The sequence below is a fragment of the Nocardia jinanensis genome, assembly GCF_014645735.1.
Lineage (GTDB): Bacteria > Actinomycetota > Actinomycetes > Mycobacteriales > Mycobacteriaceae > Nocardia > Nocardia jinanensis.
On sequence record NZ_BMMH01000001.1, the window covers coordinates 128,108 to 148,752 of the forward strand.

Annotated in this window: 18 protein-coding genes; 8 read left to right on the plus strand and 10 right to left on the minus strand. The window is 67.8% G+C overall.

What is annotated here, in order from left to right:
• Window position 1: 1 nt before the first annotated feature.
• From IEY68_RS00585 to IEY68_RS00615, 7 genes are all read right to left on the minus strand, one after another.
• Window positions 2-1,090, minus strand: coding sequence for an LLM class flavin-dependent oxidoreductase (locus IEY68_RS00585; protein WP_156426000.1), 1,089 nt, complete (start codon window positions 1,088-1,090; stop codon window positions 2-4).
• Window positions 1,090-2,724 carry a dipeptide ABC transporter ATP-binding protein gene (locus IEY68_RS00590; RefSeq protein WP_058853021.1) on the minus strand — a complete coding sequence of 545 codons (1,635 nt, stop codon included), beginning with the start codon at window positions 2,722-2,724 and terminating at the stop codon, window positions 1,090-1,092. The genes IEY68_RS00585 and IEY68_RS00590 overlap by 1 nt, the downstream gene beginning before the upstream one ends.
• A complete protein-coding gene (locus IEY68_RS00595) occupies window positions 2,721-2,936 on the minus strand; it encodes a hypothetical protein (RefSeq protein WP_058853013.1) in 216 nt (71 codons plus the stop codon). Before IEY68_RS00595 ends, IEY68_RS00590 begins: the two co-directional genes overlap by 4 nt.
• Window positions 2,933-3,790, minus strand: a complete 858-nt coding sequence (locus tag IEY68_RS00600; protein ID WP_082681077.1) for an ABC transporter permease — start codon at window positions 3,788-3,790, stop codon at window positions 2,933-2,935. The genes IEY68_RS00595 and IEY68_RS00600 overlap by 4 nt, the downstream gene beginning before the upstream one ends.
• The gene (locus IEY68_RS00605; protein ID WP_058853015.1) at window positions 3,783-4,751 is read right to left on the minus strand and encodes an ABC transporter permease; all 969 of its coding nucleotides are present in this window, start codon (window positions 4,749-4,751) and stop codon (window positions 3,783-3,785) included. Before IEY68_RS00605 ends, IEY68_RS00600 begins: the two co-directional genes overlap by 8 nt.
• Window positions 4,748-6,355, minus strand: coding sequence for an ABC transporter substrate-binding protein (locus tag IEY68_RS00610; RefSeq protein ID WP_058853016.1), 1,608 nt, complete (start codon window positions 6,353-6,355; stop codon window positions 4,748-4,750). Before IEY68_RS00610 ends, IEY68_RS00605 begins: the two co-directional genes overlap by 4 nt.
• A 481-nt stretch (window positions 6,356-6,836) precedes the next feature.
• Window positions 6,837-8,054 carry an acyl-CoA dehydrogenase family protein gene (locus tag IEY68_RS00615; protein WP_062995699.1) on the minus strand — a complete coding sequence of 406 codons (1,218 nt, stop codon included), beginning with the start codon at window positions 8,052-8,054 and terminating at the stop codon, window positions 6,837-6,839.
• Between the two features lie 428 nt (window positions 8,055-8,482).
• On the opposite strand from IEY68_RS00615, the gene IEY68_RS00620 reads away from it, so the two are divergent.
• From IEY68_RS00620 to IEY68_RS00630, 3 genes are read left to right on the plus strand one after another with little or no spacing between them, the layout of a single operon-like run.
• Window positions 8,483-8,833, plus strand: a complete 351-nt coding sequence (locus IEY68_RS00620) for a hypothetical protein (protein ID WP_058855774.1) — start codon at window positions 8,483-8,485, stop codon at window positions 8,831-8,833.
• Between the two features lies 1 nt (window position 8,834).
• On the plus strand, window positions 8,835-9,797 hold the full coding sequence (locus tag IEY68_RS00625; RefSeq protein WP_058855773.1) for an LLM class oxidoreductase: 963 nt from the start codon (window positions 8,835-8,837) through the stop codon (window positions 9,795-9,797).
• A 44-nt stretch (window positions 9,798-9,841) separates the two neighbouring features.
• On the plus strand, window positions 9,842-11,110 hold the full coding sequence (locus IEY68_RS00630; protein ID WP_229718594.1) for an NtaA/DmoA family FMN-dependent monooxygenase: 1,269 nt from the start codon (window positions 9,842-9,844) through the stop codon (window positions 11,108-11,110).
• Between the two features lie 36 nt (window positions 11,111-11,146).
• Here the strand turns inward: IEY68_RS00630 and IEY68_RS00635 are convergent, their stop codons facing one another.
• Window positions 11,147-12,052, minus strand: a complete 906-nt coding sequence (locus IEY68_RS00635; RefSeq protein ID WP_058855772.1) for a LysR substrate-binding domain-containing protein — start codon at window positions 12,050-12,052, stop codon at window positions 11,147-11,149.
• 228 nt (window positions 12,053-12,280) lie between these two features.
• Between IEY68_RS00635 and IEY68_RS00640 the strand changes: the two genes are divergently transcribed.
• On the plus strand, window positions 12,281-12,664 hold the full coding sequence (locus tag IEY68_RS00640; protein WP_062995703.1) for a hypothetical protein: 384 nt from the start codon (window positions 12,281-12,283) through the stop codon (window positions 12,662-12,664).
• An 87-nt stretch (window positions 12,665-12,751) separates the two neighbouring features.
• Window positions 12,752-13,378: a MerR family transcriptional regulator gene (locus IEY68_RS00645; RefSeq protein WP_229718547.1), complete on the plus strand. Its 627-nt coding sequence runs from the start codon at window positions 12,752-12,754 to the stop codon at window positions 13,376-13,378.
• Between the two features lie 399 nt (window positions 13,379-13,777).
• Here IEY68_RS00645 and IEY68_RS00650 read toward each other — a convergent pair whose 3' ends face one another.
• Window positions 13,778-14,314: a hypothetical protein gene (locus IEY68_RS00650; protein ID WP_058855770.1), complete on the minus strand. Its 537-nt coding sequence runs from the start codon at window positions 14,312-14,314 to the stop codon at window positions 13,778-13,780.
• 105 nt (window positions 14,315-14,419) lie between these two features.
• Complete coding sequence (locus IEY68_RS00655) at window positions 14,420-15,457, minus strand: cupin domain-containing protein (RefSeq protein WP_058855769.1); 1,038 nt, start codon at window positions 15,455-15,457, stop codon at window positions 14,420-14,422.
• 1,771 nt (window positions 15,458-17,228) lie between these two features.
• On the opposite strand from IEY68_RS00655, the gene IEY68_RS00660 reads away from it, so the two are divergent.
• The 3 genes from IEY68_RS00660 (at window position 17,229) to IEY68_RS00670 (ending at window position 20,500) form a co-directional block, all read left to right on the plus strand.
• Complete coding sequence (locus IEY68_RS00660; protein ID WP_058855766.1) at window positions 17,229-17,597, plus strand: nucleoside triphosphate pyrophosphohydrolase family protein; 369 nt, start codon at window positions 17,229-17,231, stop codon at window positions 17,595-17,597.
• 461 nt (window positions 17,598-18,058) lie between these two features.
• A complete protein-coding gene (locus IEY68_RS00665) occupies window positions 18,059-18,535 on the plus strand; it encodes a nuclear transport factor 2 family protein (protein ID WP_058855765.1) in 477 nt (158 codons plus the stop codon).
• A gap of 579 nt (window positions 18,536-19,114) precedes the next feature.
• On the plus strand, window positions 19,115-20,500 hold the full coding sequence (locus IEY68_RS00670; protein ID WP_082681482.1) for a lipase family protein: 1,386 nt from the start codon (window positions 19,115-19,117) through the stop codon (window positions 20,498-20,500).
• The last annotated feature ends 145 nt before the right edge of the window (window positions 20,501-20,645 follow it).

Consider the following 20,645-nt stretch of genomic DNA (forward strand, 5'->3'; position numbering starts at 1 on the left):
ATCAGCCCCGTTCGGTCGCGTAGCGGTTGAGGGGACGCGGCAGGCCGAGCCTGCCGCGCAGTGTGGTGAGCGGGACCGGTATCCGGTCCAGGAATGCGGGCAGGGCGAGCGGCCGCAGGACGAGCCCGTCCGCGGCGCATTCTCGTCGCACCTGCTCGGCCAGATCCCGCAGCGTCGCCGCGGTACCCACATGGCGAACACTGTCCGGCCCGGCGGTGGCGGTCCACTCCTCCAGCTGGTCCACCTCCTGTACCGCCAGGTCGGCTGTGCCGGCGATATGGGTCTCCAGGTCGAGCAGCACCCGCACCTGCCGGGGGTCGCGGCCCGCCGCCGCCACCGCCGAGCGCAGGACCGACCGGGTTTCCGCGGCGGTGGCGAGGTCCGGGGCGGCGATACGGATGAGGTCGGCGTACCGCACCGCGGTCCGGGTCGCATGAGGCCCCGCGGCCCGTACCGCCACCAACGGCTGTCCCTGCGGCGGGCGGGGCGTGATCGACGGGCCTTTGACCGAGAAATTGTCACCGGCGAAATCGATGTAGTGCAGTTTCTCGCGGTCGACGAAGCGGCCCGACGAACTATCCCGGATCTCCGCGTCGTCCTCCCAGCTGTCCCAGAGCCGGGTGACCACCTCGACCGCCTCACCGGCCTCGCGCCACAGCGAATCCTCCGGCTGTTCGGGTTTGCGGCCGAACAGCCGCGCCTGCTCCGTACCCGGCGAAACCGTCACCTCCCAGCCCGCCCGGCCGAAGGTCGCGTAGTCGAGGCTCGCGATCGCCTTCGACAGATGGAACGGTTCGGTATGGGTGACCGGGGCCTGCGGGATCACACCGAGCCGGGTGGTGCTCGCCGCGACGCGGGCGGCGATACCGACCGCCTCGAGCCGCCCCCGCACTCCCCCGGATTGCAGGGCGAAGGAATCCGGCAGGAAGACCAGATCCAGTCCGGCGCGATCCGCCGCGGCGGCCGCGTCCACCCAGTAGCTGCCGGTGAACAGGTCCTCGGCCCGCGAATCGGCGCGGCGCCAGGACGCGGGATGCACTCCCGTACCGGCCAATTCGACGGCGAGCAACAGTGGCGGCACCGGTGTCATCACGCGGTCCTTTCTCTCGGCCGGTGCCGGCGCGCGGCACCCGGTACGGCCAGTAGCAGTTCCCGGGTGAACTCGTGCCGGGGTGCTTCGAAGATCTCCGCGGTCGGACCCGTTTCCACGATGCGCCCTTCCCGCATGACCGCTACGCGATCACTCATCCCACGCACCACCGCGAGATCGTGGGAGACGAACAGATAGCTCAGTGACAGTTCCGCCTGCAGATCGTCGAGCAGGCTCAGGATCTGCGCCTGCACCGAGACGTCCAGCGCGGATACCGGTTCGTCCAGGATCACCAGATCCGGACGCAGGGCCAGGGCTCGGGCAATGGCGACACGCTGACGCTGCCCGCCGGACAGTTCACCGGGCCGCCGGACCGCGGCGGAGACGGGCAGCGCGACCTGGTCGAGCAATTCGGCGACCCGATCGCGGCGGGTGGATCGATCCCCGATATCGAAGGCCCGCAACGGCTCGGCCACGATATCGCCGATCGTCAGTTTCGGGTTCAGCGAACCGTACGGATTCTGGTACACGATCTGCACCCGCCGCCGCCACTCCCGCAGCCGGGCACCGCGCAGATCGCCGATATCGATACCGTCGAATTCCACGGTGCCGCGGTCGGGCGTCTCGAGCCGGGCGATGATCCGGGCCGTGGTGGATTTTCCGGAGCCGGATTCACCGACGACAGCCAGGGTTTCGCCGCGATCGATCGTGAGCGAGACATCGGTGACGGCCGCGAGGGTGGTCCCCCGCCCTATCCGGAAGGCCTTGTGCAGACCGTGGGCCGACAGCAGCGGAGTCGCGGCACGCGGGCGCGCGGGGCGTCGCGACCGGCTCGTCCCCGACGCGGCGGCCAGCAGGCGGCGGGTGTACTCGTGCCGCGGCTCGGTGAACACCTCCTCGGCGGTACCGGCTTCCACGATCCGGCCGTGCCGCATCACCACGATCCGATCGGCCCGGTCGGCGGCGACACCGAGGTCGTGAGTGATCAGCAGGACCGCTGTTCCCGATTCGGCGGTGCGACCGGCCAGATGGTCGAGGATCCGCCGCTGCACGGTGACGTCCAGGGCACTGGTCGGCTCGTCGGCGATCACCAGCCGCGGCCCACAGGCCAGTGCGATCCCGATGAGCACCCGCTGGCGCTGACCGCCCGACAGGTCCTGCGGGAACTGCCGGGCCCGCAGCGCCGGACGATCGATCCCGGCCTCCGCCAGGATTCGCTCCGCCTCCACCCGCGCGCTCCGCCTATCCGCGCGACCGTGGATTCGCAGCGTCTCGGCGACCTGATCACCGATGCGCAACACCGGATTCAGCGAGACCGCGGGATCCTGGGGGACGAAACCGATCTGGGCGCCGCGGATCTGTCGCCACGCCCGCGCCGGTAGGCGCTCGAGCTGCCGGCCGGCGAAGGTCACCGTGCCCGCGGTGATCTCTCCCCCGCCGCTCAGCAGGCCGATCACGGCGTGGGCCAGGCTGGATTTACCCGATCCGGACTCGCCGACCACGGCGACCGTCTCACCGGCCCGGATCGTCAGCGATATTCCGTCGACCGCCGTGGTCGTGGTGGCTCCGGTCCGGTATTCGACGGTCAGTCCGTCGACCTCCAGCAGCGGATCCCCGGCGCCCGTCCCGCTCACCACGACCACCCGGAGAGGAAGAGGTGCGGCGCCCGTGCGGCCAGCCCGGCCTGGAAACGCCAGCCCTCCCACAGGAAACTCCGGATCCGGCGCACTGCCGCCACCAGCGGGTCGCCTTCGGAACCCGCTCCGGCGACAGTCGCCGGTGGATGATCGGCCCGCACGCGGGCGGCTCGACCGGCCCGCGCGCGGGCGGTATCGGAGTGTGTCACCGCAGTCCCTCCTGGGCGAAGGCCCGGCCGAGGCGCTGGGCGGCGAGCACCACCGCGACGATGACCAGACCGGGCAGCGTGGTCAGCCACCAGGCGGTGGCGAGATAATTGCGTCCCTCCGAGATCAGCGATCCCCATTCCGGAGTCGGCGGGGCGGCGCCGTAGCCGAGGAAACTCAGCGAGGACACCGCGAGCACCGCGAGACCGAATTCGACGGCGGCCAGCGCGGCGACCGGTCCGTAGGCATTGCGCAGCACGTGCCGGAACAGCACTCCGTACCAGCGCACTCCGCAGGCACGGGCCGCCTCCACGTACGGTGCCTGCCGCACCCGCAGTACCTCGGCGCGCATCAACCGGGCGAACCGCGCGATGAGCGCGACACCGACCGCGAGCGCGACATTGCCGGTACCGAAACCCAGCACCGTCACCAGTGCGAGCGAGACCAGCAGTTCCGGGATCGACAGCAGTACATCCACGCAGCGCATGACGATGCTGTCCACGGTGCCGCCCAGTACTCCCGACACCACTCCGAGCAGCGAGCCGGCCACCAGCCCGATCGCCACGGCGAGCACGGTCGCGGTCAGCGACAGCGCCGCCGCGTGCACGACCCGGGTGTAGAGGTCGCGGCCCAGGTTGTCGGTGCCGAACCAATGCTGTGGGCCGGGTCCCTGGAACTTCTCGCTGGGTACACCGGTCAACGGATCACCGCCGGAGAACAGCGCGGGCAGCACCGCCCAGCCGAGTACGAGAACCAGTACGGCACCGGAGATCACGACACCGGCACCCGTGCGCCCCCGGCGGGGCGACTGTGACTTCTCTCGTCGCGGCGCGACGAGTTCGCGAACCTCAGGCAAGGGCTTTCTCCTTCCCCCGGAATCCGTCCACCACCCGTGCGTCGAGCAACGGATACGCCAGGTCCACGAGCAGGTTCACCAGTACGTACACCGCCGCGCTGAAAACGACGATGCCCTGCACCACCGGAATGTCCTGGTTCAGCACCGCGGTCTGGGTGAGACGGCCGACACCGGCGCGTGCGAATACCGTCTCCACGATCACCGATCCGGCGAGCACCGTGCCGACCCAGACCCCCGCGATGGTGAGTGCCGGACCGATCGCCGCTCGCAGCACATGTCGCCGCTGCACCCAGGCCCGGGACGCGCCCTTCGCGAACGCGACCGCGACGAACGGCTGGTGCCAGGTGGTGATCAGATTGCTGTAGAGCACCTGCGCGATCACCGCGCCGACCGGAACGGCCAGGGTGACCGCCGGCAGGATCGTCCCGCTGAAACCGGTGCCGCCGAATGCCGGCACCAGGCGCAGCTGGAACGAGAACAGATGCAGCAGGATCAGCCCGACCCAGAATGTGGGCATGGCCGCCCCGACCGGAGGCAGCGCGGTCAGCAGACCACGCAGCCGATCGCTCTCGGTGTAGGAGGCGGCCAGCGCCAGGGCCGCACCGAACACCACAGCCAGCACCAGCGTCGTGGCGGCCAGCGCCAGTGTGGAGGGCAACGCCTCCCCGATGGCCGCGGCGACGGTCTGACCGGTGCTCAGCGAATGTCCCAGATCACCGCGCACGGCATGGATCACCGCCGTGCCGTACTGCTCCCACACCGGTTTGTCCAGGCCGTACCGGGCCTGTAGTTCGGCCACCGCGGCCGCGTCGACCGGGGTGCCCGGGTTGGCGTCCACTGCGAGCTGCACCGGATCGGCGGGCAGCAGGTACAGCACCGCGAACGAGAGGGTGAACGCGGCCCACAGCACGCCGGCCGCCTGGAGCACCCGCAGCAGTACGTACCGGACCGGCGCGGTCATCGGCCGCTCAGCCAGGTGTCGAAGAATTGCAGTCGCGCCGATGCCTCGAAGGTCAGGCCCTGGACCGTGTTCGCGACTCCGATGGCCTGGGAGAGCTCGATGGTCGGGATCCACAATCCCTCATCGAGCAGCAGGCGCTGGGCCTCCCCGATCTGCTGGGCTCGTTTCGCGCCGTCGACCGTCGCCAGCTGGCCGGACAACACCTCGTCGAGTGCGGGGATCGCGCCGCGATCGTTCAGATTACGCGCGTCGAGCCCGAAATTGGTGCGCAGGATATCGCCGTCGGCACGAGTGACGTTGTAGTAGATGGTGTCGAAGTCCTTGGTGTTCTGCCGCACTGTGTAGTCGGCGTTGGCGGCCGGCTCCAGCCGCAGTTCCACTCCCGCGGCGCGCAGTTGCTGCTGCAGGAGTTCGAGGATCGCCTGGTTCCCGGCGAAGGCCGCGCTGAACAGCACCCCGAAGGACAGCCGTTCACCGTTCTTCGCGCGGATACCGTCCCCGCCCGGGACCCAGCCCGCCGCGTCGAGGGTTCGCTTCGCCTTCTCGATATCGAACCCGAGGTCACCACCGAGATCGACATAGCCGGGTGTCGTATGGGCCAGCGCGCTGGTCGCGGCCCGGAACTGCGGTCCCAGCACGGTATCGACGAGTTCCTGACGGTCGACCGCGGGCAGCAGGGCCGTGCGTACGGCGCGGTCGCGCAGCGGACCCCGTTTCACGTTCGGTTGCAGACCGAAGGTGATACCCGGATTGGAGGCGGTGGCCACTTGCCCGCCCGCCGCTTCGATCTGCGGCACGTCCTGGGGGAGGGCGTCGCTGGTCGCGTCGAGCTGGCCGGACACCAGACTGCCCGTCCGCACCCCGGACTCGGGAACGACCGTGAACTCGATACGGTCCAGGTATGCCTCGCCCTGATGCGCGAACACCGCCGAACCCCAGTGGTATCCGGCGCGTTTGGCCAGCGTCACCGAATCACCTTGGCGATACCCGGCGTAGGTGAACGGCCCGCTGCCGATCGTATCGCCGAGGCAGCGCTGTTCGGCTTCCTTCGCGGTGGTCGCCGCGGCCAGGATGCCGAGCTGCGGAGTCGACGTCGCTTGCAGGAACTGCACAGTGGGGGCACTGAACCGCACCCGCGCGGTCCGCGCGTCCACCACATCGGTGCCGGTGTAGCCGGCGAGATAGGTGGCGGCCAGCGGCGCCTTGGCGCCGCCCAGCACATGCACGATCGAATCCAGGGTGCCGCGTACCGATTCCGCGGTCAGCGGAGTGCCGTCGCTGAAGGTCACCCCGTCGCGCAGATGGAAAGTGAAGGTCCGCGCGTCCGGGCTCACTTCCCAGCGCTCGGCCAGCCACGGCCGGAGTTCACCGGTCGCCGGATCCTGATCGGTCAGTGAATCGGCGATCTGGCGGGTGACGTAGATCGTCTGGTTGGTACCGCCCTGCGCCGGATCGGAGCAGGTCGGCGCCTGAGAGAGTCCGTACCGCAGGGTTCCGCCGGGCTGCGGCGGACCGCTGACACCGGTCTGGGTCACCCCACCTCCGCACGCCGCGAGGGCGAACGTCGCGGCGAATACCCCGAACAGGGCCACGGGTCGTTTCATCGAGTTCTCCGGATCGCACCGCCCCGGCGACCGGCCGCGGCATCGTCGGGCCGGGGGCCGCCCAGGCGGCGGTCTCCCGGATGCTGGGAAAGACGTTAAAGAGCGACCGGCACGACGTCGCCGGTCTCGATCACTCTGAATCCAAACCTTGGGCGCGCACGACAGCCGGTGCCCCGGCCCCGGCTCCGCAGCCGGCACCGGGCCGGGACCGGAGCACCGACGTCCGGGGCACCCATCTCACAGGACCTGTGGTGGTGTGCTGCCGGTTCCGGAAGGCTCCGCCGGAACTGTCACGCGCACCGTGGTCACCGCGCGTATCTCGGTTTCCATCGACTGCATCCCTCATCTTTCATTGCAGTACGAGGAAAAGATGCCGGAGAAGCCGGGCCGCGGACAGACCAGAACTCATCGCGATTCGGGGAATCATCGCGATCCGAACCGGTGACATACTCCTGTGCGATCGGGCACCGCCGAGTGCGCATCAGAAGTGGCCCGCCAGCGGCAACGGTTCACCGTTGACCCGCAGGTTCCCCAGCGCTCGCGCCTTGTACGCCGCCGGGTTGTGCGAGAAGAGGGTGCGCAGGTTCCGCCAGTGTCGGTCCAGCGCGGCCGCCCCGCGGGTCGCGGAGGCGCCACCGACATCGAAGATCCGTCCGGCCGCCCGCAGGGCGAACTCCTCGATCACGATCTTGGCCTGCGCGGCCCGCAGGGAGGCGTCGCTCTCCAGAGCCGGATCGATCCCGGTGGAACGGGCCGCGGCGAACGAGAGATCCTGCGCCGACGCGGCGGCCAGCACAATGGATTCCGCGGCGAAGGCGGCGGCGTCCAGTTCGCCGACCACCGCGAGCAGTTGCGGATCGTGGCGGGGTTCCTCGGTATTGGCGAAAATGAAATTCCGCACCCGCGAGCGCACCAGCTCGGCGGCGTCGGTCGCCACCGAACGCAGGATCCCGGCGGCGATGGCGTGCAGGTAGAGCTGCGGGAAGGACTGACGTGGCCGGTCCTCGGCGCGCGGATCCCGGAAGGGCAGTGTTTCGTCCACCGCCACGGCGACATCGGTGAAAACGGTCGTCCCGCTGCTGGTGTGGCGTTGGCCGATACCGTCCCAGTCGTCCACGTGTTCCACTCCGGCCCGATCCACCGGGATGATCGCACTCAGCACGCCGCGATCCGGGGCGTTCGCGGTGACCCGGACGTAGTCGCCGTAGCGGGCGCCGGTGCTGTAGAACTTGCGTCCGTCGAGCCGGTACCCCTCGGGCGCCGGGGTGAGCGTGCTGTCGTAGGTGTAGGCACCGACCGGGTTCGTGCCCAGCTCGGTGAGAGCACCGCCGAACAGTCTGCCCGCCAGCACCTCCGGCAGCCACGCGTCCTTGCGTTCGGTGCGCGGCAGCCGGTAGAGGTCCTCCACGAAACCGAAGTGCACACGCAGGATGTGCGGAACGTCGGGATCGGCCTCGGCGAGGTCGATGAGGAAGGCGAACAGTTCGGTCACTGTCCAGCCCGGGCCGCCGTCGGCGACCGGCACCCGCACCGCGCCCAGCCGCAGCCGTTTGATCGCCGCGATCGCCGCGTCGGGCGGCTCGGTGCCGCCCGCGGCACGGCGGCGGGCGGCGTCGGCGGCGATCTCGGCGACGAGCTCGGTGAGTTCGCCGGACCCGGGGCGCGGGATGGGTGCGAGCACGGTCTCGGTGCTGGACATGGGGTTCTCCTCCGAATCAAGGCCGGCGCAGGTGACCACGGCCGGTGGCTGAGGTCTCGGGGCCGGTCGGCTCACGGTCCGGCGCCGCGCGGGATCGACGGACGCCGGAGTGTATTTCGTTCCCGGGCGGACGGCGGGTACACCGCGGGATCGAATTCCGTCCGGATCGAGAGCGCGACGGTGGTCCCAGTATCGAGAAGCCGAGGGCCGGTGAACAAGACAGCCCCGCTACGAATTCCGTTCAGAATTTCTCGACCTTCCGCCGATTCACTGTGACAGTGCACCCGTCGTCGTACCGAGCAAAAGCCTTGGAATCAGCAGGATTCTAGAAATGCCTCCGGACGTTGAGTTGAGATTCACAGGTACATTAATTCTCCTTCCGATAGTAATCGTGGTCACCCTCCTGTCCCAGAGATAGGTTTCATTTCGTGTCCGGCTATTTGTGGCGCCGTATCGGTCAGGCCCTCCTCGTGGTGGCCCTGTCGTATTCGGCCGTGTTCTTCATCCTCAACGTCCTGCCGGGCGACCCGATCGAGCAGCAGATATCCAATCCCGAGAACCCGATCACCGACGAGGACGCCGAAGCGTTCCAGCTGGGCTGGATGTCGGCGGTGCGCGATCAGGGCCTGCGGTCGGTGGTGTTCGCGGCGCTGCCGTTGGCGCTCCCGGTGGCGGCGCCGATCGCCCAGATTCTGGCCCAGGGCCTCACCCACGCCGCGAATTCGGTGCCCTGGTTCTACAACGCCTGGATCGACGACGGATCCGGAAAGCGAGACTGAGATGCCACTCGTCCTCGGCCTGCAGATCCCCGACGACCAGCTCGCCCGGGAAGCCCGCAACGGCTTCGGCGACCTACCCGAACGCCTCGACGCCGCGGGGATCGGATACCTCGTGCTCGGCGCCGACCGCGGCACTGCCACCGGCACCTCGCTGAACCCCGCTCTGCTCGGCACATTCTTCGCCCGTCGTACAACGGGTCTGGGGATCGTGGTCGCCGCCGCGCCGCAACGCGACCATCCGTTCAATATCGCCCGCCGCGTCGCCGCACTCGATCACATCTCCCGCGGCCGCGCCGGATGGCTGGCCCTGCGCACCGACCATCACCTCACGCTCGGCGCCCCGCGCCGCGGTACCTGGGCGGCCCCCGGCAGCCCGGTGGGTGCCGAGCTGCTCGCCGACGCGGTGACCGCCGCCCGGGCGCTGTGGCGCACCTGGCCGCTGGAAACACTCACCCGCGAGTCCGCCGCCGCCGAACGCACGCCCGACGTCGAGGTCCGCTACGCCGACCACACCGGCGCTTTCCCGACGACCGGCCCGCTGAACGTGCCCACGACACCGCAGGGTGAGCCGATAGTCGGATGGGTCTACGAGCTGGGCGATCGCGACCATATCGGAGTCACCGATATCGCGTTCGTGACGCCCCGTGACCTCACTGTGGCAGTATCGGCCGACCCCGCGGTGACAACGCATGTCCGGCTGCCCGGGGAGGGAGCTCGATTGCGTTCCCGGATAGAGGAACTGGCCGACCAGGCGTGGGATGTCACCGGGGTGGTGATCCGGATCGGCCTGGCCGAACTGCCCGGTTTCCTGGACCGGGCCCTGCCCGCACTGTCCGATGCCGGACTGGTCCGGCTGCGTGATCCCGCGGCCGATACCGCGCCGACGCTGCGCGATCATCTCGGCATCCCGCGGCGACCCGAACCGGATCCGCTCCGATGGCGACCGGTCTACACCTCAACGTGAAGGAGTCCGTCGTGGCACGCGAACACATCGTCCTCAATATCAATGTGCTGGATCTGGGAATCAGTCCGGCCGCCTGGCAACTGTCCGGCCTGCCACGGAACGCGACCACGACCGGCGAATACTTCGCGGCGATCGGGCGGCTGGCCGAACGCGGTACCCTCGACGCCCTCTTTCTCGCCGACAACCCCGCGCTACGCGAGGATCCACTGCGCAAACCGGGCGATCGGGCACTGGAACCGACCACCATCCTGGCCACCGTCGCCGCGGCCACCCACCATCTCGGCCTCATCGGCACCCTGTCCACCACGTTCAACGATCCGGTCGAACTGGCCGAACGGATCCTGTCCCTGGATCACCTCAGCGCGGGGCGCGCGGCATGGAACGCGGTCACCACCTACAACCCGGCGGCGGCAGGGAATTTCGGGCTCACCACGACACCGGACCGCGCCACCCGCTACCGAAGGGCCGGTGAGTTCGTCGATGTCGTCCGCGGACTGTGGGGCGCGGCGAGCGCGGACCGTGAATTCACCCACCGGGGCGAGTTCTTCGATATCGCCGGGCGCCTGCCGCTGGGTGCCTCGCCCCAGGGGTATCCGCTGATCGTGCAGGCGGGCGGTTCGCCACAGGGACGCGACCTCGCCGGTCGCACCGCCAATGCCGTATTCACGGCGGAGATGACGCTCGCCGCCGGACTCGAGCACTACGAGCAGGTCAAACAGGGGGCGGTCCGGCACGGCAGGCCCCGTCGCGATATCGCCGTCCTGCCCGGGTTGATCACGATCATCGGCAGTACCCACGCCGAAGCCCGGCGCCGCTACGAGACGGCCCGCGAAATCCAGGACCCCGGCGCCGAATTCACCCGTCTGGGCGCACCTCTGGGCCATGATCTCACCGAGTTCCCGCTCGACGATCCGTTCCCGCCGCACCTGCTGGCCGATCTCGACGATCCGGACGCCTTCACCGGGTCGCTGGGGTTCCGCGAATCGCTGGTGCGCGGGATCCGCGACCGGATCGCCGCCCGCGGTCGCGGTTACACCCTGCGCGACGCCCTGTTCGAATTCGGCGCGGGCGGACACCGCCGGATCATCGGCACCCCGCAGGACGTGGCCGATACGATCGAGGAATGGTTCCGGGCGGGAGCAGCCGACGGTTTCAACCTCATGCCCGACGCTTTCCCACAGGGGTTGGAGATCTTCGTCGACGAGGTGGTGCCGATCCTGCGCCGCCGCGGGCTCTTCCGCTACGAGTACACCGAACGGACCCTGCGCGAGCGATTCGGGATCAGTCCCGTGACAACACATGCGGCCGCCTGAATTCCGTGGGCCCGGACCGGGCCGGACCCGCGATCCTCAGGACACCAGTTCGTGGGGCACGTCGACGGTGCGCAGGATCCTGATGGCCGCGGCCACCGCCGGTCGCGCCGACGAGGCCTGGCGATAGGTCACGCCGACCCGGCGGACACTATCGGCTACCGGACCGGCCACCAGCGCCCGGTGCTCGCCGGACAGCGACATCTCCGGCACGATGGACACCCCCAGACCATGCGCCACCATCTCCGCCATTCCGTCGAAACTGCCGCTGCGGTGCTGGATCCGCGGTGCGAAACCGGCTTCCCGGCAGGCGAACATGACCGAGGCGATCGAGGGCGCGCCGTCGCGGGCCGCGATCCAGTCGGCGTCGCGGGCGGCCACCAGACCGCGCCGCCGCACCTCCTCCCGTAGGCCGGCCGGGGCGATGAGTACCAGCGGATCGTTGCCCAGGAACTCCGAGGCGAGACCGACCGGCAGATCACGGGTACCGAAGGAATACGCGTAGGTGATCGCCAGATCCACCTCCTGGCGGCGTAACGCGGGCACCGATTCCACCGGCATCAGTTCCACCACGCGCACCCGCAGGCCCGGGTATTCCCGCATCAGTTCGGCGGCGGCCGGTAGTGCGAATCGGCTCTGTGCCGTACGGAATGTCGCCAGGGTGAGCACCCCGGTCACCCGCTCCGCCGTGGCGGCCACTGCGCTCTCCGCCTCTTCCAGCGCCGCCACGATCCGCGACGTGTGGTCCACCAGCACCCGTCCGGCATAGGTCAGGCGCAGTACCCGGCCCTCGCGGCGGGTGAGAACGGTACCGACCTCCTCCTCGAGGATGCGCAGTTGCTGCGAGACGGCCGAGGTGGTGATGCCGTGCAGTTCCGAGACGGCGGTCATGGTGGACCGTTCGGAAAGGTCACGGAGCAGGATCAGGCGGCGGATATCGTACATGGAATCCTCGTTTCGCAGACGACGAGAGCCATTGTCCGCAGCGGGCGTAATGCGGGAAATGCTTACGATCCGACTGCGCCGAAGCCCGACCAGCAGAGTCTGGACAGACCCATATGGATAGCGTAGATTTCCATTATGGATAGCTCAACTATCCATATTTGGGCTCTTTTCCGGCCCGCAGAACTGCCGATCCCCCACCGGATCCGCGACCGGACAGGACTTCGTCTGATGCAGAAACCACTTCTCACCGTCGCCGCGCTGTACCTCGCTGCGATCGGCCTCGCCCTACTGGTCGTCCCGGCGCAGTTCGGCATCGGCGCGGTACCCGAGAACGCCTCCCCCGAACTGATCGCACTGCTGCGGCTGCTGGGTGGTCCCTTTCTCGGGATCGCGCTGCTGAACTGGATGTCACGCGATACCGACCCTGCCACGATCCGCAATACCGTCGTCCTGGCCGATCTGACCGGTTTCGGTGTGGTCGCCCTCAACGACGTATGGGGTGTGGTGAGCGGGGAAGCCCGCGATGTAGCGGCCGTATTCGGTGTTGTCCACCTGACTTTCGCCGCCGCATTCCTGCTCGCCTGGCTGCGGACCCGCCCGGCGACCGGGTGAGGAGCGGCCGCGCCGCGCGGCCGGCACGGCTGCTGACATGATCGCCGGACCGGGACGATACGAGGAAAGAGACGGCAGCGGATGCGGATGGCGGAGTTGAGCCGGGAGTCCGGCGTCGCGATCGCGACGATCAAGTACTACCAGCGTGAAGGACTTCTCCCGCCCGGCGAGCTCACCAGCCCGAACCAGGCCGATTACGGTCCGGCACATGTGCGGCGGCTGAAACTCGTTCGCGCACTCACCGAGGTGGCCGGGCTATCCGTAGCCGCCGTTCGTGACGTACTCGCCGCGATCGACGAACCGCGAACCTCGCTCCACGACGTGCTCGGCTCCGCTCAACCGGGCCTACCGTCCGCATCCGCGCAGGACGTCACCGAAGCCGATCGCGAATGGGCCGCACGGCGTATCGACGAGGTGGTGGCGGCCCGCGGTTGGCGGCCGCCGCCGAGATCCGTACTGGTCGAGACCCTGGCCGGAGTGCTCTGCGCCTACCGGGCGGTCGGGCACGAATGGGCGCTCGACAGCCTGTCCACCTATGCGGAATCCGCCGACCGGGTGGCCGCCGCCGATATCGAGGCACTCGCACAGCTCCGCTCCGCGGAGAACATCGTGGAGGGCGCGGTGGTCGGCACCGTACTCGGCGACAGCCTACTGGCCGCACTCCGGCGCATGGCGCACGCCGAAGCCTCACGGAAGCGCTTCGACCGAACCTGATACGCGGCCGGGCAAGGGTGAACACCTCTGTAGGACACCACAGCCTGAGCGAGCAGTGTGCCGATCAGCAGCCGACGGGATTCGACACGATCCACCGCGGGGGCCGGCATCGGAGCCAGCACGACCGACGGGACGAAACCGGCGAACAGGAACACCGAGACGAATACCGCCGAGTGATCCACCAGCAGCAACAACACCGCCGTCCGTGCCAGCGACCCACCGGCCGTGGCGATCCCCAGGGCGACAGCCAGGACCGTGAGCCGCATCGCACCCCCTTCCCGAAACAGAGATTATCGGGGGACGCGCAGGCTCGTCCTCGGGTCGCGCAGGTACGGGGCCGGGCTGCGCCGGTTCCGCACCGTCCGGGGCCGGAAGCCTGAAAGCCGGCCCGGCGTCGGCTCAGTGCGATAGGGCGATCTTGACCACGACCACGGTGGTGGCGACCAGGGTCAGCAGCACCGCGGTGATGATCGACGCCCGCCCGGGATGTTCACCGCGCAACCGGCCGATCACGAACACGATTCCGCCGATACGGATCAGGACGACGAGTTCGGCGAGGATCTGCGCGGAGCGGGGTTCGATCCAGTCCAGCCGGCCGGTCGCCAGAATCGCGCAGGGTAGTACCGCCGAGCTGAGGATCGGCACCGAATTGCGCAGTTCGCGGACCCGGTCGTTCATCGTCGCGCTGCGACGCTGCCGCACGCTGCCGCCGACGGTTTCGGCGAAACTGTGGGCGACGAAGGTGGAGGCCGCGGTGCCGAGGACCACCAGGATGCCTACGTGCTCATTCGAGGTCACTACCGGGATCAGGGCGGTGAGGACCAGAATGTTGCCGTAGATGTAAGCACTGATACGGCTGGCGGCGTTGTATGGATCCAGCGGGGTGCGGCGGGAGAACAGCGGGCCGTGGATCAGCGCCTGACGGTCGGTATCCATCGGTTTCCTCCGCGGAGTGCTCATCGGGGCCCCGCCGACCGCTGCCGGGGTAGGCGGGCCGGGACGAGGAGCCCTTCCCGGGCAACCTCTCGGCCGGGCGATCCGCTAGGGATCGAGGGGGTTGTTCCGCGTCACGATCAGCGGGTCGGCAGAAGTGAACGGCAGGTCCGGCAATTCGTCGAGCGCGACGCCGAAAGTGGCCGCCAGAACCTTGCGCGAATACGCGCTCATCGACGCGCGGTACCCGATATCGGCCGGGGTCGGCTGGTCGAAGAAGATCAGCAGCTGGATCCTCGGTGCATCGACCACCTCGATATGGTGCGGGTAGGCGCGCGGGACGAAATACACCTCGCCCTCGTTCACTGTGTAGGTGTCCAGGTTCCCGTCGGGATCCATGATGGTCATCCGTGCCGAACCCGCGTGGACGTAACCCATCTCGGCGGTGACCGGGTGCCAATGCGGTTCGCGCATCCCGTCCTCGCGTATCCGCAGCGAATACATCGATATATCGCGCAGCGCGGGCCAGAATTGCTTGCGGGCGGTGCGCGCCGAACCGACCGGTGAGTCCACCGGCGCGGGCATGGCTTCCACGGCGAAGTGGTGCGGGTCGCCGAAATGGGCACCGGCGGGGATATCCGGATCCCCGTCGCGCCGGGCGACCATACGCGCGGTGGTGTCGCGGCGGATATCGGCGAACGCGGCGGCGGGCAGGTCATAGGTGTTGCCGAGAACGGAGTCGGTCATCGCGCCCACAGCGGCGCTGAGACCGAAATCCTCGGGCCGTTCGTGGCGGAAGGCCGAGATGAACTCGGCGTCGGTATCGCCGATGTTCTCGACATGATGCAACGCGCCGGAATCGATATGGAACATCTCCCCGGCACCGACGAGAAACGAGGAGAACCTGCTGCCGTCGTCCAGTACCGATACCAGCGCCCGCCCGGCGGTGCAGTAGGTGAGTTCGGTGGCATTGGCATGCCAGTGCGGTTCGCGGAAGGCGCCGGGTGCCAGGGTGAGACGTGTGATCGACAGCCCGGAGAGAATCGGGAAACTGTCGACTGTGAGCCTGGTCAGCGAGCCGAGTTCGCTGCGATAGATCTCATCGCCCTGCCACAGCGATGCGACGTGGACCGATGGGTTGCGCATAGATCCTCCTTGCTCGCAGGTGACCTCCTATCGATCATGCCCTCGGATCGGTCCACCGGCCGTCATCCGGCGGCCGGACCGGGTTGTCACGGTGACCGATCTCGTCCCGAGCTGGAAAAATGCGCTCGAAAGGGGCGTGCGGACCCGCGTCGGGGCCTAATATCTAGAAGAGAGTGACCACTGTTCCACTATCGCTGCGTGCCGCTGCGCACCCGGTCGAGCCGTCGTCAGCAGGCCGCTCGGCCGGCGCGAAACGACGCGGAGGAGTTGGCCATGACTCACCCCACCGCACACCCGGACAAGAATCGATCGGCACCACCCGTCTCGGCGGCCGGAAAGGAAGCCGCGGATCCGGCGATAGGCCCGCGTCCAGCCTCGTCCGACATGCCCGACGCAGACGCAGACGCAGGTACCCGGATCGCGGGGGTGGAGCGCGGTTCCGCCTTACTCGCGGTCGCCACCTGCATCCTTTTCGTCATATGTGTCACGGCGATATCACATTCCGCGGCTCTGGCCGCTGTCGCCGCCGCCTGTATCACGATCGGCGTCGCATTGGTTCTCGCCATCCTGCGACCCGCGTGTTGATCGTCATCGACACATCCAGAACTCGGGACACCGACCGGCCCGGCCGCTTATGGGTTCGCCGTAGCGTTGTCGCATCGGCCCAGGGTGGTCATGAAGGATTCGAATGCCTCGGTGATGCGGTCGGCGTCTCCGGTGGTGAGCGGAAAGGCATCCGATGAACGGTCGGTTCGCCCGCCGATCCTGGCCCCTGCCGGACCATATGCCTGCGGCCGAGGGGCGAGACCGCGTGGCGATTCTGCCCGTCGACCGTCGGCATGCGGGGGCTACGAGGTAGTGGTGACCCGCGCCGATCCCGCTTCGGGCTCGGCGGCACCGGCGTGCCGGGAGTGGCACGGGAGGTGTATTTCGAGAGCGCGCACCCCAGGAGGGCCACGCAACAGGTAGCCGCTACGACGAGCAGGCCACCCGAGACGCTGCCGGTTCGTTCCTGAACTTGGCCCAGCAGCGTCGGCGCGACGAATCCGCCGAGGTTGCCGATCGAGTTGGTCAGCGCGATCCCGGGCGCGGCGAGGGCGCCGACCAGGCATCGTGCCGACATGCATATGCCTGTCCCGCGGCGGTGAGCGCGGTGAGGTCGAGTCCGGTCAGCGCCACCGTGGCGTACTCCGGATTGTGATGCGGCAGGCGGCCCGGCCGGCCCGGCGCTCGACGAGAGGGCACAGCTGTGCGACCAGAGCGACGCCGAGAATGAACCAGGCAATCATGTCGAGCAACCTGAGGACCCCCGCCGCCCCCGGTACGCGACAGGGAAGACCGGCGTGCCGAATCCGGAACACCCGATAGTCGGAATGCGCGGGCCGGAGCAGCCGGGATCGGTCCGAATGGCCGGTCCGCCGCCGTTCATCGCTGCGCCGGAAGGGTGTGCGAACCAGGGCGTGCCGCACCCTCCCACGACCCGATCACCGGAGATAGCCTCGATGACGTGGCACAGAACAACCGTCGAGAAGGTCGATCCGCAGTGGTCTGTGCCGATCCCGGTGAGTGTCGGATCACTGTCGATCCACGGGTCCGATGACCCTCGGCGAATGAGACGTCGCACCGAAGCCGCTCGACTTACGCGACGCCCGCTCGGCGAACCGGTCATGACAACCGCCCCGACAGTGTCACCGAGAGCCTATGCACCGTATCCGAGAGCAGCACCTTCGACATCGACATCGCCAAAACGAGAAACCATGAATGGATTTCGATGACACAGAGCATCAATCAGCCGATCACACTTGCCCCCGCGCGCGATCGGGCATTGGAAATCAGAGCCCTCTACGAAGTCCTCGAGCAACGACTGAACGGGAAAGTGTGGTCGCTTCACGAACTCATGCTCGGATTCTCCCACGATGTCGGCACCATCGGACGGTTGATTCTGGCGCACGACGGCACCTGGGATATAGATGGTGACGTAGCCGGACAACTGCAGCACAAACTCGCCGAATCCCTCTGGTGGATCTTGGTGTTGTCCGATCGCCTCGATATCGATATCACCGAAGCTTTCACCGAAACCATGGACCGAATTCACGCCGGGCTGGAAACCGCGGTGCGGTCATCCGGCACCGGCCGATGAAAGGATCACAACGCCCTTCCCGGCCGATATCCGGACAACAGAGCACCACCAGGCCTCGGATACCCCTGAGCTCGTGCTGTCATCACGGGCCGTTTTCGTCGCTTTTCCGGCACAGGAGCTCCCGCAACGAGCGATCGGCACCGTAAGAAGTCGCTGGTTACAGATATCGCCCGCCAACTCGCCACTACCGGCCGCGCACCCGCAGGAGTTCCCGCGGAGCACCTCTACTACTGGTACCCGGACACTCTTCCCGCCGTGAACATCGCGGACTTCTACAGCGTCAACCCGTTGACTGCACTCAGCTCGTGTCCCTATAAGGACCGGTACACCGCACCCATCATTGCCGTCTCCGGGCACGGCTCCCGAAGGAGTAGTGCGCACTCGGATACAGCGCTGCCGTGCCGCGATCGTAGTGCGCTTCTTTACCTCCATCATCCATCGAACACAATAAGGAAATCATCATGTCCAACACGGACGGCGATAATTCATCCAGGGAAGTCGCAGACAAACTCGCGGTGACCGAGGCACTCTACCGATACGCCGCGGGCATCGATCTGCGCGACAGAGCCCTTCTCACATCTGCCCTCGCCGAAGATGCCGTTCTCGATCTCGGCCCGGCCACGGCAAGAGCCGGCTTCGAATATCCCGTGCTGGAAGGCAGCGAAGCCATCGTATCGGCACTGTCGGACTCGCTCAGCCTCATCGACACCACTCACTCCGTGAGCAACCCACGGGTGAGTGTCGAGGGTGACAAGGCTCATCTCGAGGCAATCGTCGCAGCGCAACATTTGCCCCGGGACGATCACTCGCGCCACATCCTCATGACGAACCGGTACGACATCGAACTTGTCAGGGGAGACGGAGTCTGGCTCATTCACCGACTGACGGCCGACAATATCTGGCTCGAGGGCGATCGAACTGTCCTCCTCGGCGTCTAGTACCGAATCCGGGAAGGCTGGTGCGGTATCCGGAGCGGCGGGTCGATCGCGGGCCGGCGAGAGGTGACGCCGCCGGTGCGGGTGATCCCGGCGGCGATACTCGGCACCGAATGCGGATGCCGGTTGTCACCGAATCGCCTTATGAACGTTCATGGTTGAGCGCTTCACGAAACGGCGTGGACCAAGCGAGGCAAGCGGACCCGTCGATCGGATCAACCACCGAGCGCGGATCCCGCCTCGCCGCGGCACTGCCACGGAGAGGCGTCACGAGCGATCGATGCCGAATGTGAGGCCGTCGCCGGCGCATCATCGCGCGGTGGCCGAGTGTGTGGCGCAGGGACCGACGAGTGCCGGTGCGCTTGTGGCGGATTCACACTGCATCGCCAGACCGTGGTGAAAAGTCCGAACCTGGCACCACGGTGACCGGCCGACGGGTTGAAACATATACTGTTCAACCACCCGACCAGCGTGCGTACCAACGTATTTCGCCGAGAACGACCAGCGTGCGCGCGGCGGGTTCTGCGTGTCTTCGATGGCGATGACTCGAAGACATATTCGTCGATTTCGAGAGGTAGCTCTATGAATTGGGTCCGTGCGCGGACAGGTCTCGTACGGGCGCTGACGGGTGTGACCACGGCATGCTGCCTGATCCTTGCGGGACAGTCGTCGGTGGTCGCCGAGGAGATGCCGGATACGCCGGCCCCCTCCGGCCTACAGCGCGGTATCGACGAGGCCCTACCCCCGCCGCTACTGCCTGCCGCATCGGCACCGCCCATCGGGGGCGAGCTGTCGCCGCAACAGGCAGCACTGTGGCATGCGGTGCAGTCCCCGCCAACGGGTGACCCGATCTTCGACGCGTGGCCGGCCGCATTGGACCGGATGGCCGCCGGTGAGGTGATCGAACAGCGTGACATCACCGCGATCGCCGCGCCGCGGATCGCCGCGCCGGTCGGCCGGGCCGTGTTGATGAAGTATCGGTCGACGGCCGCCGCGGAGGCGCCCTCCTTCGGCACGGCCACCCTGATAGTTCCGGCGGCGGCGTGGACAGGTCCCGGCAGCCGGCCGGTGTTGGTGGACAACAAGCCGATCAACTCCCTCGGACTGCGGTGTACACCCGGCTACGCGATGGCACATGGGCAGGACGGCACCAGCAGCAGCGCCATCGACGCGTTGACACCGACGACCGCGTCGGCGGTGAACCGTGGGTACGCGGTCCTGATTCCCGATCACGAAGGCCCGTTCATGGCCTATGCGGAACCGAACGTCGCCGCACACGTCATCCTCGACGGCATTCGCGCCGTACGCTCGACGCCCGGATCCGAGTTCGGCGCCAGCCGTTTCGTGCTGACCGGATATTCCGGGGGCGCGATCGCCTCGTACGCGGCGGCCATGCTGCTCGACGACTACGCGCCGGAATTGGCCGATGTGGTGGTGGGCGCGTCGATGGGCGGACTCGTCACCGACAACAGGGTCGTCGCGAACAGTTTCGACGGCAAGTTCGCCTCCGGAGTGCTGCTGGCGGTGGTGCTCGCCTACGCTCGCGAACACCCCGAAATCCTCGACAACATGAACCATTTGGCCCAGTGGGTGGCGACATCGCCGATCAACAACGTGTGCGGCGAAGCGCTCGGCCCGCTGGGTGTGGTCGGGATACCGCTCGAAATCGCCGCGAACATTCCCCACCCGCTCGACAGCACCATCGCCGACGAGATCTTCGCGCGCACGGATCTCAGTGACCGAACGTCGGCGGTGCCGCTGTACATCTACCACGCCGCCCACGATCTCTGGATTCCGCTCGAAGGGGCACAGCAGCTGTATCGCACCCAGTGCGCCCGAGGCGTCCCCGCGGTCTTCCGAAGCGAGCCGGGTGAACACGTGACCGGCCTGACCACAGGATTCCCCAGAGCCTTCGACTGGCTGGACGCGCGTCTACGAGGCGAACCCGCACCGAACGAGTGCTCCTAGATCCACAGAGCCACTGCCATTCACGCCCGCTGACAGCTGGTCACGGCTGCGGCACCGGCGTAGAGGGCAGACCCCGGTGTGTCGGCCGGTCGAACTGGTCGACACACCGGGGGTAGTCGTTCACGACCGCAAGTCCGCTCGGTGA

Excerpts from the sequence above, each read along its gene's own strand:
- IEY68_RS00585 (WP_156426000.1), bottom strand. The coding sequence starts at position 1,090 with ATGACACCGGTGCCGCCACTGTTGCTCGCCGTCGAATTGGCCGGTACG.
- IEY68_RS00605 (WP_058853015.1), bottom strand. The coding sequence starts at position 4,751 with ATGACCGCGCCGGTCCGGTACGTACTGCTGCGGGTGCTCCAGGCGGCC.
- IEY68_RS00610 (WP_058853016.1), bottom strand. The coding sequence starts at position 6,355 with ATGAAACGACCCGTGGCCCTGTTCGGGGTATTCGCCGCGACGTTCGCC.
- IEY68_RS00615 (WP_062995699.1), bottom strand. The coding sequence starts at position 8,054 with ATGTCCAGCACCGAGACCGTGCTCGCACCCATCCCGCGCCCCGGGTCC.
- IEY68_RS00625 (WP_058855773.1), top strand. The coding sequence starts at position 8,835 with ATGCCACTCGTCCTCGGCCTGCAGATCCCCGACGACCAGCTCGCCCGG.
- IEY68_RS00635 (WP_058855772.1), bottom strand. The coding sequence starts at position 12,052 with ATGTACGATATCCGCCGCCTGATCCTGCTCCGTGACCTTTCCGAACGG.
- IEY68_RS00640 (WP_062995703.1), top strand. The coding sequence starts at position 12,281 with ATGCAGAAACCACTTCTCACCGTCGCCGCGCTGTACCTCGCTGCGATC.
- IEY68_RS00645 (WP_229718547.1), top strand. The coding sequence starts at position 12,752 with ATGGCGGAGTTGAGCCGGGAGTCCGGCGTCGCGATCGCGACGATCAAG.
- IEY68_RS00650 (WP_058855770.1), bottom strand. The coding sequence starts at position 14,314 with ATGGATACCGACCGTCAGGCGCTGATCCACGGCCCGCTGTTCTCCCGC.
- IEY68_RS00655 (WP_058855769.1), bottom strand. The coding sequence starts at position 15,457 with ATGCGCAACCCATCGGTCCACGTCGCATCGCTGTGGCAGGGCGATGAG.
- IEY68_RS00660 (WP_058855766.1), top strand. The coding sequence starts at position 17,229 with ATGACACAGAGCATCAATCAGCCGATCACACTTGCCCCCGCGCGCGAT.
- IEY68_RS00665 (WP_058855765.1), top strand. The coding sequence starts at position 18,059 with ATGTCCAACACGGACGGCGATAATTCATCCAGGGAAGTCGCAGACAAA.
- IEY68_RS00670 (WP_082681482.1), top strand. The coding sequence starts at position 19,115 with ATGAATTGGGTCCGTGCGCGGACAGGTCTCGTACGGGCGCTGACGGGT.